We start from the raw sequence: 15076 nt of genomic DNA on the forward strand, positions 1-15076 counted from the left end.
CTGCCGGCGGCGTTGGCCCGACGCAAACTTCTTGATCAACCGACGTCGGCGGAGCGGCGGGCGGCGGCGACCACGGCCTGGCCGAGGGAGATGCCGCCGTCGTTGGGCGGCACCCGGGAGTGCACGAGCGGGCGGAACGCCGCTGCCTCCAGCGCGGACACGACGCGGTCGAGCAGGAGCACGTTCTGGAACACGCCACCGGAGAGCGCCACGCTGGTCAGACCCGTGCCGTCCCGGGCGGCTGCCGCCGCCCGCACCACGGCGTCCGCGAGGCCGTGATGGAAGCGCGCGGCGATCCGGCCCCGGTCCACGCCGGCGAGCACGTCGTCGACCACGCAGCGGACCAGTTGGCGCCCGACGTCGGCGAGCGGCACCGGGCCGGACGCCTCGACCCGGTAGCCGCCGCGCTCGTCGCGGTCCGCCCGCTGCTCCAGGGCGATGGCGGCCTGCCCCTCGTAACTGACGCGATCGTGCAGGTCCAGCAGCGCCGAGACCGCGTCGAAGAGCCGACCCGCGCTGGAGGTTCGCGGCGAGTTCAGCCCGCTGCGCGCCAACGCCACCACCGCGGGCCAGCGCCGCTCGTTCCGTCGCAGCACCGGCAGGTCCGGCGGCGCGTCACCGTACAGCTCGTCGAGGTACGCCGCGGCCATCCGCCACGGCTCACGGATCGCGGCCGGCCCGCCGGGCAGGGGCACCGCGTCGAGGTGGCCGACCCGCTGAAACCCGGCCAGGTCGGCGACGAGCAGCTCACCGCCCCAGAGGGTGCCGTCCGAGCCGTACCCGAGGCCGTCGAACGCGACGCCGAGCACCGGGCCGGGCTCGCCGTTGTCGGCCAGGCAGGCGGCGATGTGGGCGTGGTGGTGCTGCACGCCGACCAGCTCGACGTCCTCGCGCCGCAGCGCGTACTTCGTCGACAGGTACTCGGGGTGCAGGTCGTGGGCGACGACCTGCGGCCGGATGCCGAACAGCCGGCCGAAGTGCTCGATGCCGTCGGTGAACGCCCGCAGCGTCTCGAAGTTCTCCAGGTCACCGATGTGGTGCGAGACGAAGGCGCGGCGTCCCTTCGCCAGGCAGAAGGTGTTCTTCAGCTCGGCGCCGCAGGCGAGCACCGGCCGGTCGAACCGCCACGGCACGGTCACCGGCGCGGGCACGTACCCCCGGGACCGGCGCACCGGCAGTTCCCGGCCGCGGAAGACGCGTACCACGGAGTCGTCGGTGCGGACGTGGATGCGCCGGTCGTGCGTCAGGAAGCCGTCGGCGATGCCCGCCAGCCGCGCCCGGGCGTCGTCGTCGCGGTGGGCGATCGGTTCGTCGGAGACGTTGCCGCTGGTCAGCACGATCGGCATGCCGAGCCGGCCGATCAGCAGCTGGTGCAACGGCGTGTACGGCAGCATGACGCCCAGGTCGCGGTTGTCCGGCGCCACCGACGCGGCGACCGGGGCGTCCGGGCGGCGGGGCAGCAGCACCACGGGGTGCCGTGGGCCGGTGAGCACCGGCACGGCCGCCGGTGCCACGTCGACCAGGTCACGCGCCGCCGCCAGGTCGGCGGCCAGCACGGCGAACGGCTTCTCCTCGCGGTGCTTGCGGGCCCGCAGCGTGGCGACGGCCCGTTCGTCGTCGGCGCGGACGGCCAGGTGGTAGCCGCCGAGCCCTTTGACCGCGACGATCCGCCCGTCGCGCAGCCACCGCACCGCGCCGTCCAAGGGCGAGCCGGGGACCGGGTCGCCGGCCGCGGTGACGAACCGCAGGGTAGGGCCGCACATCGGGCAGCACACCGGCTCGGCGTGGAAGCGGCGGTCGGTCGGGTCCGCGTACTCGGCGGCGCAGTCCGGGCAGAGCGGGAACGCGGCCATGGTGGTGGCGTGCCGGTCGTACGGCACATCCGTGACGATGGTGAAGCGCGGCCCGCAGTTGGTGCAGTTGGTGAACGGGTAGCCGTGCCGGCGGTCCGCCGGGTCGGACAGCTCGGCGAGACAGTCCCGGCAGGTGGCGGTGTCCGGGGAGATCAAAGCGTCCCGGCCGGTGCCGGTGACGCTGGTGACGATGACGAAGCCGGGTTGCCCGGTCGGCACGACGGGTTCGGTAGTGACCCGCTCCACCTGGGCCAGCGCGGGTGCGCGGCGGTGCAGGTCCGCGACGAAGGCGGCCAGACGGTGCCCGTCCCCTTCGACCTCGACGAAGACGCCGCCGGTGTCGTTGCCGACGAACCCGGCGAGGCGGTGTTCCGTCGCCAGGGCGTGCACGAACGGGCGGAAGCCGACGCCCTGCACGATGCCCTCGACGCGGACGTGCAGCCGCGCCACGCTGACCTGGCCCATGGCAGCCGGTCAGAGTTCCCTGGCCAGGGCCTGCTGGATGAGTTCCCAGAGCACGTGATAGAGGGTGGTCTGCGCCTCCTGCACCCGGTGCACGGATGCGGACGGCACCACGAACAGGTGGTCGATGTCGGATTCGGCCATCCGGCCGCCGTCGTATCCGGCGATGCCGACGGTGACCAGGCCCCGCTGGGCCGCCTCGGCGAGCCCGCGCAGGACGTTGGCCGAGCCGCCGCTGGTGGACAACGCCACCGCGATGTCCCCGGGGCGGCCGAACGCCGCCACCTGCCGGGCGAAGACCACGTCGAAACCCACGTCGTTGGAGAGTGCCGTGATCAGGGCGACGTCGTGGGTCAGCGAGATGGCCGGCAACGGGCGGGCGGCCTTCGGCGGGTGCAGGAACAGCTGCGCGACGTCCTGGGCGTCCGTGCTGCTTCCGCCGTTGCCGAAGGCGAACAGCCTGCCGCCGGCCGCGAAGGCCGCGGCGCAGCGACGGGCGCAGTTGACCAACCGCTCGCCGTGCTCGGCGACGAGCGACCCGCGCAACGCCACGATCTCCGCGGCCTTCTCGGCGGTGGACGCCGCGACCGCGGCGAGCACCGCGTCCACGTCGGCCGGGCGTTCGTCGAGGAACGGATAGAGCGCCCCGAGGGCGCCTTCGACCCGGGTGCTCATCGGGTCCTGTCCACCACTGCGATCGCCTCCTTGGCATGCACCAGCACGATGTCGCCCGGCACCGCCTCGACCAGGGCGACGCTGACTTCCTCCGGGCCGGCCTCGGTGTCGACCACCGCCAGGCCGTCACCGGTCAGCTCGCGGACCCGGACGGTCACCGCCGCGTCCGAGCAGGTGATGCAGTGGTCGTCGGGGCACTCCGGAACCGGGCCGGTCGGTCCGCTCACCGGGCCGCCTCCCGCTCCAGCACGCCCGGCTGCTCGAAGAACACGTGCACCAGTTCCCACAGAATGTGATAGATCGTCACGTGCACCTCCTTGACGATGCACGGATCGTCGGAGCGGGCGACGACGACGTGGTCGGCGACCGCGTCACGAGCGATGTCACCACCGTCGCCGCCGAGCAGTGCGACGGTGAGCAGGCCCAGGTCGCGGGCGGTCACGAGCCCGTGGCGTACGTTGGCGCACCGGCCGTCGGCGGACAGGCCGAGCGCGATGTCCTCCGGTGCGGCGAGCAGCCGAAGCTGCGCCGCGAACACCTCGTCGAAGCCGTCCGCGCGGGCGATCCCGGTGAGGGTCGCCGCGTCGTTCGTCAGGGAGATCGCCGGCAGCGCCCGCTTGCCCACGATGACCGGGTGGACGAACTCGACGACGATGTGTTGGGCGTCCGTTGCCGGCCCGCCGTTGCCGAACACGATCAGCTTGCCGCCACGGTGGAACCGCACGGCCATCTCGTGGCAGGCCCGGGCGATCCGCTCCGCGTCGGCGGCGAGCGCCTCCCCGGGCGCGAGCCGCCGGGCGAACGCCTCGTCGACCGCGGGTGGCACGGGAGATCGCATGGTCCTCCAGTCAGCCGCGAACGGCGTAGGGATCGCGACGCCCGGCCCGGGCCGCCCGATCGAGGGCGTCCGCCGAGCGCCGTACGCAGGCGTCGACGACCTGGTTGAGGTAGGTCAGGTGGGTGGCCCAGGAGCGGAGGTCGTCGTGCCCCTGGGCGGTCAGCGTGTAGCACCGGCGTGCCGGCCCGGTGCGGTCCGTCTCCCAGGCCGAGGTCACCGACCGGTCGCGTTCCAGGCCGCGCAGCACCCGGTAGACGTGGCCCGGCTCGACGTCGGACACGCCCATCGTCTCGAGCCGCTCGATCAGGTCGTACCCGTGACCGGGCCGTTCGAGGATCAGCAGCAGGAGGAACGGGGACAACAGGCTCCGCAGTTCACGCCCGTGCACGCCTCATCCCTCCCCCCGTCCGGGCCACTGTTTGCTCCGTGCAGCTAAGCACAAAAAGGGATAGAACATGCCGGTTTATCCCATTCAGGCGGACGAATCAACAGATTCAGCAGCGGACGGCGTCGCCGGTCTGTGACCCTGACCGCGTGGGCACAGCACCTGAGGGTGAGGCCGTCGAGTTGCGGGTGCACGGGGTGTCCGGCGCGTCGGCGGACAAGATCCTCGACCACCCGATCGTGGTGCGCGTCGCCGGGGACCGGCACGCCGGGTTCTACCGGCCCAGGCCGGGAACCGGTCCGGCCGGCGGTGCCGCCCCCGGAATCGTCGTCGAGGCGTACCGCTGGGGTTCGCTGACCGCCGGCGCCGCCGTGCGCACCGCGTCCATGCTGCTGCTGTTGCCGTTCATGCTCGGCAACCTCGCGATCTGGCTGCGCCCGAAGTCGGCCGACCGGTTCGGTCTGCTCGGCGCGCTGTGCCGGCTGCTCGCCGGCAGCCTCACCGCCGCACTCATGCTCGCGATCATCGGTGTCACGGTGAACCTCGTCGGCTGGCAGTGCGTACCGTACGCCGAGTGCCGCCAGGGGCGGTCCTACCTGTCCTGGCTCGTCACGCTGCCGGTGGGGCCGCGCCTGGCCCTGCTGTCGCTGATTCCGCTGCTGGCGCTGCGCCTGTGCTGGACGATCGGGGCCCGGTCGGCGCAGGCGTTCGAGGGCTTCGGCCCGACCTCACCGGAACCGAAGCCCTCCGAGCAGACCGAGAGCCTCTCCACGCCCGGCTTCTGGGACGATGAACGGATCACCTCCTGGCTGCGCCAGGTCCACGTCGGGATCGGCGCCGGCACGGTCGACGTCAGCCTGCTCGCCGGCCTGTCCGGCGACGAGAACGGCACGATCCGGCTGCTGCTGCTCTACGCCGCCGCCGCGCTGGTGGCGTTCTGTGCGGCGCTGCTCTGCCTACCCGTGCCGGCCGGCCCGGCGCAGGCCCGGCGCCTGCTGCGCCCGCTGTGGGCGGCCGTCGCCGCGGTGACCGGCCTGAGCCTGGCGTACGCGATATTCACCCGCTCGATCCACGAGGCGGTGGTCGGGCAACTACCGGGCTACGAGGGCAGCACGGCCGGCCTGATCGCGACGCAGGGCGTCCTGCTGGTGGCGATCGCCGTGGTCACCCTCGCGCGGTCACGCCGGCAGGCGGCCCCGACCGAGAGCAGGCCACTGCTACGCGGACTCGGCACGCCGGTCGTCTCGGCCATGTCGGTCAGCATCGCCGCGGCCTTCACCGCCACGCTGGTCTTCCGCGTCGCCGACCAGCTCGACCGGGGCTACATCCCCGATCCGATCCGGCCGAATCCGCCCGCCTTCGGCCCCCTGGAGCCGCCGGTCGCGTACTGGTGGGCGGCGCTCGCCGGGCTGGCCGCGCTGCTGATCGTCACCGCGGCGGCCGCCGCCACCGTCCTGCTCACCCGCCGCCGCCGGCGCGGCCTGGCCGAACGCATCATCGAGCGGGACTTCCCGCACGTGCCTCCGGACGCGGCGGCCCGGGTGGGCCTGGTGCGGACCGCCGTCGCCAGGTCCCAGGTGACCGAGGAACTCGGACCGATGCTGGTCGTGTTCTTCGTGGTCTCCGCACTGGGTCTGGCCACCGTCGCTCTCGACCTGCTCGGGATTGGTCCCACCGAGCTGGTGAGCCGGCTCAGTGGGACGCACGACGGCATCGGTCTGCTCGCCGCGTACGTCACCGACGCCGGAATCTGGTTCATCAGCGTGCTCGTCGTCGGCCTCATCCTCGTCGGCTATCGCGCATATCGATCGCGGGAGACCCGGCGCCTCGTGGCCATCGTGTGGGACCTGGGCACCTTCTGGCCCCGCACGGTGCACCCCTTCGCGCCGCCCTGCTACGCCGCCCGGGCGGTGCCCGAACTGGCCAAGCGGGTCTCCGCGCTCGCCTCGCGGGGCACGGTGGTCATTTCCGGGCACAGCCACGGCTCGGTGCTGGCCACGGCCACCATCCTGCAACTTCCTCCGGCCGCCCTGCCCAGCGTCGCCCTGCTGACCTACGGCTGCCCCCTGCGCCGAATCTACGCCCGCCTGTACCCGGCCTACTTCGGCGATCAGGCCCTGTGCGACCTGGGCGACCGACTCGACTGGCGCTGGCGCAACCTCTGGCGGGACACGGATCCGGTCGGCGGTCCCATCTTCGGCCACCACCGGGGCGCGCTGCCGAGCTGCGGCAACCCGGCGGCCGGCGCCGTCGACATCCGGCTCCGCGACCCGCGTGCCGTCACCATCGACCCGGCCGACACCGTGCCACCACCGGTAGAGCGCCACTGGCCCTACCACACCCAGCCGGAATACCAGGCGGCCGTGCGTTGCCTCGCCGAGCAGGCTGGACACGCCAGCACGGGCAATCCTGTGGCGGGACCGGAACCCCCGCCACCGCCCGGCTCCCCGCCGCCGCCCTGATCCTCCGCCTCCTGACCGGCATCCCGGGCCGCTGGCCTTCGTCGAGGACACCGCGGCCATGCTGCTGGTCGCGATCGCCGCACGCCGCTACCCTCGCGCCGTGCTGTGGGACCGCCGCCGCCCGAATTCACTGGTTGCGAACCCGGTGGCCGGCGAGGCGGTCGTGCCGACCCACCCGTGCCGGCGGAAATGTCGGAGGGCGCGGTTAGCGTGCCGGTCGTGACCGACCGCGCAGACGTACCGCCCGAGTTTCTCGATCGACTGCGGCCCATCTGCCTCGGGCTGCCCGAGACCTACGAGGAGCCGGCCTGGGTGGGTGTCCGCTGGCGCGTACGCAAGCGGACCTTCGCCCACCTGCTCACCGTCGGTCCCGACCACCAGCTGGCGCGGGCCCGAGCGGCCGGGGCGGCCGGGGCGGCCGAGCCTCTCAGCGTCCTGACGTTCCGGTCACCGGGGGACGAGGTCCACGCCCTGCTCGCGCAGGGTGATCCGTTCTACGCGCCCGGCTGGGGTGCCGACGTCCTCGGCATGGCCGTCGACGACGAGACCGACTGGGACGAGGTCGGCGAGCTGCTCACCGAGAGCTACTGCCTGCTTGCGCCCAGGAAACTGGTCGCCCAGGTCACCCCGCCGGGCGCACCGCGCGAGCCCGACCGGACGGTCCGGACCAACCGGGTGGAGGGTCAGGCCGGCGCAGCCGGCACGCCGACCTGACAAGCCACTCCTAACTACGCTTGGCCACGTTGGCGGCCAGGCTTTCGCGAGCTGCGCTGCGGCCAGAGTCAGTCAGCGGCGTCCGTGCCAGCTTCGGCAGGAGCGGTCCGGCCATCGCCGTCGTGACCAGCGCCATGATCACCATCATGGTGAACATCTGCTTGTCGAGTACGCCGAGGCTCACGCCGACGTTCAGGACGATCAGTTCGGTCAGGCCGCGGGTGTTCATCAGGATGCCCAGGGTGCGGGCGTCTCGGCCGGTCAGGCCGAGAGCCAGCGCCGGAGTTGCGGCCCCGATGGTCTTGCCGAGGCAGGCGACCAGGATGATCGCGGCCAGCTGCACGTAGTTGGCCAGCGTCAACGAGGCGATGTCGACGCCCAGGCCGGTGACGATGAAGAAAACCGGCAGGAGCACCAGTCCGATGTTCTCGAATGGTTCCTGGATCTGCTGCCGCAGTTCTTTGACGGGCTCGCGCGGCATGATGAAGCCGAAGGCGAACGCGCCGAAGATGGCGTGAATGCCGACCCAGGTGGTCGCGAAGGACGAGAGGAACACCCCGGCAGCGACGAAGATCGCCAGGTAGGCCGGCCGGTTGAGGAACGCGACCCGGCGGACGAAGGCCGCCAGCACCGGGCGCACCACGGCGGACATGACGGCGATGTAGGCGAACGAGAGCGCTGCGATCTGGATCAGGTCGGTGCCGTCGCGGGCGGCGGCGATCGCCGCGACCAGCGCCAGGATGCACCAGGCGAGAACATCGTCGATCGCCGCACTGGCCAGGGCGAGCGCACCGACCTCGGTGTTCACCAGGCCCCGGTCCTTGAGAATGCGCGCCAGCACCGGAAACGCGGTGATCGACATCGCCGCGCCGAGGAAGAGCGCGAACACCACGAACGGCACTCGCTTGCCGGCGACCATGGCGTGGTCGGCGTAGATCAACGAGGCGAGCCCGACGCCCAGGGTGAATGCGAGGGCGATCGAGGTGAGCGAGACCGACAGCGTCATCACCTTACGCCGGGCCAGGACCCGGCGATCGAATTCCCAGCCCACCAGGAACATGAAGAGCAGCAGCCCCACCTGGGATATCGCGCTCAGGTAGGGCCGGGCGGCAGCGGGGAAGATCACCTCGGTCGGGTTACCGGGCAGCAGTCCGAGCAGGCTCGGACCCAGCGCGATGCCGGCGAGGATCTCGCCGATGACCACCGGTTGCCCCATCCGGCGCAGCCAGCGGCCGAAGAGGTGACCGACGATCAGAACAATGGCGACATCGGCCAACACCGTGGCAATTGTGAGTTCACTGTGGCTAGCGAGTGATTGCACGCCACCCTCCGAAAGGACGCGATCGACGAGAATTTGTCAAGCATCGATGCGTTGCGGAGTGAGGCTAGCAATGTGCCAGCTCGGCCAGCAATGGACGAAACGAGGCTGTCACAAGAAAAGCAATCACGGATAAAGATCGTTGTCCGGTGACTCACACCGGACCCGATGAGCATCGGGCCGGAGGGAGCGTTCCGTTTCGGGACGCTCCCTCCGGCCTCAGTCGGTGCCGGTGCCGGTGATCAGCCGGCGATGAACTTGAAGTAGCTGCGGTACTGGAATCCGTTGTCGAGGGTCAGCACGAACTCGCGGCAGGTGCCGGCCCACGACGGGTCGGTCTTCCACGGGTAGTTGTACTGACCGTTGGCGTTGACCGACATGTGCGACCCACCCGGGTTCCGCGCCGCGACCGGAGTCGGCCGAGGCGTGACCGACCCGTCCGGGTTCACCGTCCTGAGGGTGTCACAGTCCACCAGCCGCGAGTACGGCGAACCACTGGCCAGAATGTCCAGACCCCGGTTGGCGGCCAACCTGAACTTCATCGGCGCCGCGTCACCCGCGACGACCGTGTTCAACGCCGGCTGCGCACCACGACCCACGAAATCACCCCGACACGACGGGTGAGTGTCGAACGCCTCGGTGTTGTCGTTACGGTTCGTGGTGCCCTGCACCGCGCTGTAACCCAGGCCACGACGCGCGAACGAACCCCAGATGATGCAGGCGTTCTCACCACCGGTCAACGCCGCGTCCGCCGCGATGATCGCGTTACGACCCGTCACGAAGCCCGGACCACAACCCTGAATCTTCAACCCGTCGATGACCAGCTGGAGGGCGAGGTTGTTACCACCGCTGCTCCACGGGTCGTAGATGTTCGGGTTGAACCCGTGCCGATCGATCAGGTTCCAGGTCATGTCCCACAGCACCGAGGTCCAGCCGTGGCCGATGCCGTGCGGCGCGGCCAGGGAGGTGCCGTTCAGCCAGCCCCCGGTCTTGATGCTGTCGTAGGTGAACGGCTGGATGTCCATGTTCCGCGAGTACGGCCGCGGCCGGATGCCGGCACCGCTCCGGTCGTCCTGGAACAGCACGTACGGGCCCATGCCGCGCTGGCCGTCGGCGGTGTCGAACTTCGGGTCGAGCAGCAGGGTGAGCGCGACGTAGTCGCTCCAGCCTTCGCCCATCTGCTCGTCGCCGCTGAGGCAGTTGACTCCCGGGCCGCCGGTGAGCCGGTTGGAGATGCCGTGGGTGTACTCGTGGAGGATCACGCCGGCGTCGAGGTCGCCGTCCCGGATGCCGGGGTGGTTCGGGTTCTTGCGGACCGAACCGGCGACGGTGCCGGCGGCGATGGCGGCCTTGATGGCAGCCCCGTCGGCCTGGGTCACGGCGACCGCCGGGATGGTGACCGGCGCGGTCGTCATGGCTCCGGTGAGGACCGGGGCGGCGCCGGTGGCGTTGTGGGCGATGACCACTGCCTTGGCGCCGGCGGCCTGGGCGACCTGGGCGCGCTGCAGGTAGGTGCAGGCGGTGGTGCCGCCGTCGACCACGCTGATCCAGCCGCCCGAGGGCAGCGTGGCGGGGTACGCGGCCGCGGTGCAGCCGGTGCCGGCGTAGACGAACTGGTGCCCGGGCAGGCCGGCCACGGTCGGCGCGGCGGAGAACCGCGAGTACGACGCGTTGAAGGAGCCCACGCCGTCCACGACGACCTGGTTCGGGTCACCGAACTGGGTGCCCGGCCACAGGTACATCTGCATCCGCGGGGTGCCGCCGTCGGCCGCCGGGGTGGAGAAGTTCGCGTTGTTGGTGCCGCCGCCGTCGGCCGCCTCGGCGCGGACGTAGTCGCCGCCCGTGCCGCCCCGGCCGTAGTTGTTCGTCTGGAAGTTGCCCGACGCCTCGTCGAAACCGTACTGGTAGGTGACGTCGTGGATGATGTTGTTCCAGTAGAACAGGTTGGCGGTCGCCGCATCCCGGTAGTTCTGCGCGTGCTCGGCCAGGTCGAGCGGGAAGTCGAAGTTCAGGTTCGCCCCGCCCTCCGGGCTGCTGCCGAAGTCCGGAGCGTTGTTGTTGTCCTGGTCCTGGTAGGCGTGGACGTTGTTGCCCTGGGTGGTGGTGTACTCGGCACCCGCGGCACCGTTGGTGTCGTGCCAGCCGTACGGGGAGGCGGTGCCGTCCGCCGGGTTGGTCACCAGGGTCCGCGGCCCGTCGTTCGGGCTCTCGGTGGGAGCGGCGAGCACCCGGTAGCTGGACCCGTCCTGGACGGGGTTGTTCGTGCCGGGGCTCGCCGGGCTGAGCGTCGTCGACTTCGACGTCACGCTGCGGCCCAGGTTGCTGGCGACCTCCTCGGCGTTCTCGTGGGTGGTCCAGTCGTCGGCGTTGAGCAGCTTGCCCGTCTCCGCATCCACCGCCGCGTTCCACAGGTGGGCATCCGACGAATCATCGATCACCAACTGCCAGGCCAGCCGCAGCCCGTCAGCGGTCGGCTGCCAACCAAGCTTCGCCGGAATCGGCTGATCCGAGATCCCAGCCTCGGACACCACCGTCCGCTGAGCCGCACCACCACTACGGCTCATCACCTTCGCGTTCTTCGGATCCGCCAGATCCAAGGCGTCGGCCGCAGCCTCCACCGCCTCCACCGCGCCCAGCGACGCGCCACCGGACGCCTTGCCGGCCAGACCCGACTCCAGCGTGTCACCAACAAACACGACACTGCCGTCACGGGCGACGTTGACCGTCGCGGTCGCGCCGAAGACCTCCAGATCCTCGTGCCGCTGCGTCAGGTTGACATGCGTCACCCCACTGTGCCGACTCGTGTAACTCGACGACACCACCAGATCCGACAGATCCGCGGCACTCACGCCGTAGTCAGCCGGATGCGCCCGCAGATACCGCATCGCGATGTCGTTCGGCGCACCCTCGTTCGGGCCGGTCAAGAAAATCGGACTCGCCGGGGCCTGATCGGACTCAGCCCACGCAGGCTTCGCCGACAAGGTGGTCATGGACGCCACCAACGTCGTGGACAACAACAACGCCGCATGGCGTCGACCACGGGACAGATACGGGGGCACCGCTGCTCCCTTCGGGGGTTGGACAGGACAGCACGAAGCGCCGATCCACGACCGCCACAAGCGGCCCGCCACGCTGATCCGCGACGCCCGCCCGGCGATCACGTTCAGCAGTCAGACCCGGGCAAGGTGAATTGCATCGACGTTAATGCTTGGCTTGTGGCCGATCATCCGACGGTTGGCGGAATCTTCGAGCAGCCACTCCTACGCATGTCGCGACCTCCGGCCCACCGGTCGGGGACGCGCTCCTGGGCAGCGGGGGATCCACAAAAGCCCTGCCAGCGGCGGCGCCGACCGACTGAGCCCGATCGACTGTGGTCGGCTGTGCCAGCTCTCATCACGACTACGCACTAAGTTTACTTACGCAAATACGCGCATACCTCGCCGCCTTCTTGACCCATGACCGATCGCCGGTACGGTCCTTACTCACACGACGCGCCTCTCCCAACATCTGGACGGCGCGTCAGGTCTTTCGATCGGAAGGCGGCAGATGAAACTTCGATTGGGAATTGGGCCACGCCGGGGGCGTCAAGCCCTCGGCCTGATGGCCGCAGGAATCCTCATGGTTGGCGTGCTGCCCGGCACGGCTTCGGCGGCGGAGAACGATCCACGCATCGGACTCGGCGCCGGCTGGCTCGACGCGCAGTCGGCGATCAGCAACCTGGAGCAGGTCGCGCACCGCGACAAGCCGGCGGGTATGGTCGACCCGGCGAACCCCGGCAACGGCGGGTTCTACAACTCGGACTTCGCCTTCGGCGGCAAGTACGCGTTCACCGGCAACTACAACGGCTTCAACATCTACGACGTCTCGAAGCCCAGCGACCCGCAGCTGGTCACCAGCGTTGTCTGCCCGGGCGGGCAGGGTGACCTCTCGGTCCACGGCAACCTGCTCTTCATGTCGGTCGAGGAGACCCGCGGGCGGGTCGACTGTGGCACGAACGCCAACGTCGGCACCCGGTTCCAGGGCGTCCGGATCTTCGACATCAGCGACGTGCGCAACCCGGTGCAGGTCTCGGCGGTTCAGCTCTGCCGCGGCTCGCACACGCACACGGTCGTGGCCGACCCGAAGGACGCCAGCAACGTCTACGTCTACGTCTCGGGCACGACCTCGGTGCGCCCGGCGACGACGATGGAGGGCTGCAACAACAACGCCGCGAACGGCGACAACCCGTCGCGGTGGCGGATCGAGGTCATCAAGGTGCCGGTGGCGGCGCCTCAGCAGGCCGCCGTGGTGACCGAGTCGCGGCTGTTCACGGACCCGGCGACCGGCCGGATCGACGGTCTGCAGAACGGGCCCCAGACGCCCCAGCACCCGTCAGGATCGAACTGGTCGCCCACGCCGAACACCAACGCCTGCCACGACATCACCGCGTACCCGGAGATCGGGCTGGCCGCCGGCGCCTGCCAGGGCAACGGCATCCTGATCGACATCTCGGACCCGGCGAACCCCCGCCGGATCGACGAGGTGTCCGACCCGAACTTCGCGTACTGGCACTCGGCGACGTTCAACAACGACGGCACCAAGGTGATCTTCACCGACGAGTGGGGCGGCGGTAGCGGTGCCCGCTGCCGGAACACCGACCTGCCGGAGTGGGGCGCGAACGCGATCTTCGACATCGTCGGCGGGAAGATGAAGTTCGCCAGCTACTACAAGCTGCCGGTTCCGCAGACGCTGCAGGAGAACTGCGTCGCGCACAACGGGTCGCTGATTCCGGTGCCCGGTCGCGACATCATGATGCAGGCCTGGTACCAGGGCGGCATCTCGGTGTTCGACTTCACCGACTCGGCTCACCCGCAGGAGATCGCGTTCTTCGACCGCGGGCCGGTCAACCCGAACTCGCTCGTGCTCGGCGGGTTCTGGTCGGCGTACTGGTACAACGGCAACCTCTACGGCAACGAGATCGCCCGCGGCTTCGACGTGTTCAAGCTGACGCCCAGTCAGTACCTGTCCGCGGCGGAGATCAAGGCCGCGTCGGAGGTGCAGCTCGGCCAGTTCAACGCCCAGGGCCAGCCGAAGATCGCCTGGACGCCGAGCTTCGCGGTCGCGCGTGCGTACTACGACCAGGCGGTGCGGGCCGACGCCATCGGCCACCCGCTGAAGTCGCAGGTCGACAAGTTCCTGGAGCGGGCCGAGGGCTTCGCGGCTGAGGGCAAGCGGTCCGCCGCTGACGCGCAGCTGCGGGCACTCTCCAACAAGCTGGGCGCGCCGGAGCACCAGCAGCTGAAGAAGGCGGTCCTGGACCTGGCGGACTCGCTCTGATCTGCCGCTGACCGAAAGGGCACCTCGACTCGAAGCCATCGAGTCGAGGTGCCCTTCGCCTTTGCCGCCCCGTGTCGAGGTCAGCGCAGCTTGGCCAGCATCTCCTGCATCCGCTGGATCTCGATGCCCTGGTCGGCGTTGACCTCGCGGGCGAACTGGTCGCTGGCCGGCTCGAGCCCGCCACCCGTCGCGTAGAGCTCCTCCACCATCTTCAGCGCTCCCTGGTGGTGGCCGATCATGAAGGTCAGGAACAGCCGGTCGAACTCCGCGCCGCGCGCCTTCTTGAGCTGGTCGAACTGCGCGTCGGTGAGCATTCCCGGCATGAGTTCGTGCCCGGCGTGACCCGTGTGCGGCCCCTTGCTCGGCACGTTCCGCTCGTCGAGCCACCGCTGCATCCGCGCGATCTCGTCCCGCTGCGAGACGTCGATCCGCTTGGCGAGCAGGGTCACGTCCGGGTTGGTGGTACGCCCCTGCAGGAGCGCGGTCATCTCCAGCGCCTGGGCGTGGTGCGGGATCATCCCCTCGATGAACAGGGTGTCGGCCGCGGTGAACCCGGGCGGCGCAACCTGGGACAGCTCGTTGCCCGACAGGGATCTGCCCGGTTGGCCGGGGGCGCCCGGCTGGACCACATGCGAACTCGGCGGACGGTACGGCGGATCGCTGTCGGGCCAGAGGGCGACGGCCACTCCCGAGCCAACGGCCACGGTGGCGACGACAGCTGAAATTATCAGGCGACGAGACAGAGGCATGATTCACGTACCTAACTTGAGCTGCGCAGAAGTGAAGTCATAGTGCCTCATGTCCGTCGCCGTCACCAGGCTTCCGACCGGCTGGTATTGATCATCCGCGAGCCGACGGATGCCCGGCTCACCCGAAAGACCAATGCCGCCAGCGCGCCGTCCGTGCACACGGGTCCGCCCCCGAGGCGGCAGCGGGGGGCCCCCCCCCCCGGGGGGGGGCCCCCCCCGGGGGGGGGGGGGGGGCGGGGCCGCCCCCCCCCCCCCGGGTGTTCAAACGGGTTGGGGACGTTTAGGGGGGTGGGGGGCCGGTAAG

General features: G+C 70.4%; 12 protein-coding genes. 4 read left to right on the forward strand and 8 right to left on the reverse strand.

Annotated features, from left to right (window positions below):
- Positions 1 to 35: 35 nt before the first annotated feature.
- From hypF to ACIRG9_RS05355, 5 genes are read right to left on the reverse strand one after another with little or no spacing between them, the layout of a single operon-like run.
- Positions 36 to 2318, reverse strand: coding sequence for a carbamoyltransferase HypF (gene hypF, locus ACIRG9_RS05335; protein ID WP_402850536.1), 2283 nt, complete (start codon positions 2316 to 2318; stop codon positions 36 to 38).
- Between the two features lie 9 nt (positions 2319 to 2327).
- Positions 2328 to 2990 carry an SIS domain-containing protein gene (locus ACIRG9_RS05340; RefSeq protein WP_402850538.1) on the reverse strand — a complete coding sequence of 221 codons (663 nt, stop codon included), beginning with the start codon at positions 2988 to 2990 and terminating at the stop codon, positions 2328 to 2330.
- On the reverse strand, positions 2987 to 3217 hold the full coding sequence (locus ACIRG9_RS05345) for a HypC/HybG/HupF family hydrogenase formation chaperone (RefSeq protein WP_402850541.1): 231 nt from the start codon (positions 3215 to 3217) through the stop codon (positions 2987 to 2989). The genes ACIRG9_RS05340 and ACIRG9_RS05345 overlap by 4 nt, the downstream gene beginning before the upstream one ends.
- Positions 3214 to 3828, reverse strand: a complete 615-nt coding sequence (locus tag ACIRG9_RS05350; protein ID WP_402850544.1) for an SIS domain-containing protein — start codon at positions 3826 to 3828, stop codon at positions 3214 to 3216. The genes ACIRG9_RS05345 and ACIRG9_RS05350 overlap by 4 nt, the downstream gene beginning before the upstream one ends.
- Positions 3829 to 3838: 10 nt before the next feature.
- Positions 3839 to 4216 carry a helix-turn-helix transcriptional regulator gene (locus ACIRG9_RS05355; RefSeq protein ID WP_402850547.1) on the reverse strand — a complete coding sequence of 126 codons (378 nt, stop codon included), beginning with the start codon at positions 4214 to 4216 and terminating at the stop codon, positions 3839 to 3841.
- Between the two features lie 146 nt (positions 4217 to 4362).
- Between ACIRG9_RS05355 and ACIRG9_RS05360 the strand changes: the two genes are divergently transcribed.
- Positions 4363 to 6675: a hypothetical protein gene (locus tag ACIRG9_RS05360; RefSeq protein ID WP_402850550.1), complete on the forward strand. Its 2313-nt coding sequence runs from the start codon at positions 4363 to 4365 to the stop codon at positions 6673 to 6675.
- Between the two features lie 219 nt (positions 6676 to 6894).
- Complete coding sequence (locus tag ACIRG9_RS05365; RefSeq protein WP_402850552.1) at positions 6895 to 7389, forward strand: MmcQ/YjbR family DNA-binding protein; 495 nt, start codon at positions 6895 to 6897, stop codon at positions 7387 to 7389.
- Positions 7390 to 7399: 10 nt separating this feature from the next.
- On the opposite strand, the gene ACIRG9_RS05370 is transcribed toward ACIRG9_RS05365, so the two are convergent.
- Entirely contained in the window at positions 7400 to 8668 is a 1269-nt protein-coding gene (locus ACIRG9_RS05370; protein WP_402850554.1) for a cation:proton antiporter, read from the reverse strand.
- A gap of 281 nt (positions 8669 to 8949) precedes the next feature.
- Entirely contained in the window at positions 8950 to 11592 is a 2643-nt protein-coding gene (locus ACIRG9_RS05375) for a M36 family metallopeptidase (protein WP_402850557.1), read from the reverse strand.
- A 103-nt stretch (positions 11593 to 11695) separates the two neighbouring features.
- Here ACIRG9_RS05375 and ACIRG9_RS05380 point away from each other — a divergent pair, with 103 nt between their 5' ends.
- Together ACIRG9_RS05380 and ACIRG9_RS05385 are read left to right on the forward strand one after the other, a co-directional pair.
- A complete protein-coding gene (locus ACIRG9_RS05380; RefSeq protein WP_402850559.1) occupies positions 11696 to 11896 on the forward strand; it encodes a hypothetical protein in 201 nt (66 codons plus the stop codon).
- A 411-nt stretch (positions 11897 to 12307) separates the two neighbouring features.
- The gene (locus ACIRG9_RS05385; RefSeq protein ID WP_402850561.1) at positions 12308 to 14023 is read left to right on the forward strand and encodes an LVIVD repeat-containing protein; all 1716 of its coding nucleotides are present in this window, start codon (positions 12308 to 12310) and stop codon (positions 14021 to 14023) included.
- An 80-nt stretch (positions 14024 to 14103) separates the two neighbouring features.
- On the opposite strand, the gene ACIRG9_RS05390 is transcribed toward ACIRG9_RS05385, so the two are convergent.
- Entirely contained in the window at positions 14104 to 14727 is a 624-nt protein-coding gene (locus ACIRG9_RS05390; protein ID WP_402850563.1) for a DUF305 domain-containing protein, read from the reverse strand.
- Between the last annotated feature and the right edge of the window lie 349 nt (positions 14728 to 15076).

Source organism: Micromonospora sp. NPDC093277, from assembly GCF_044765245.1.
Lineage (GTDB): Bacteria > Actinomycetota > Actinomycetes > Mycobacteriales > Micromonosporaceae > Micromonospora.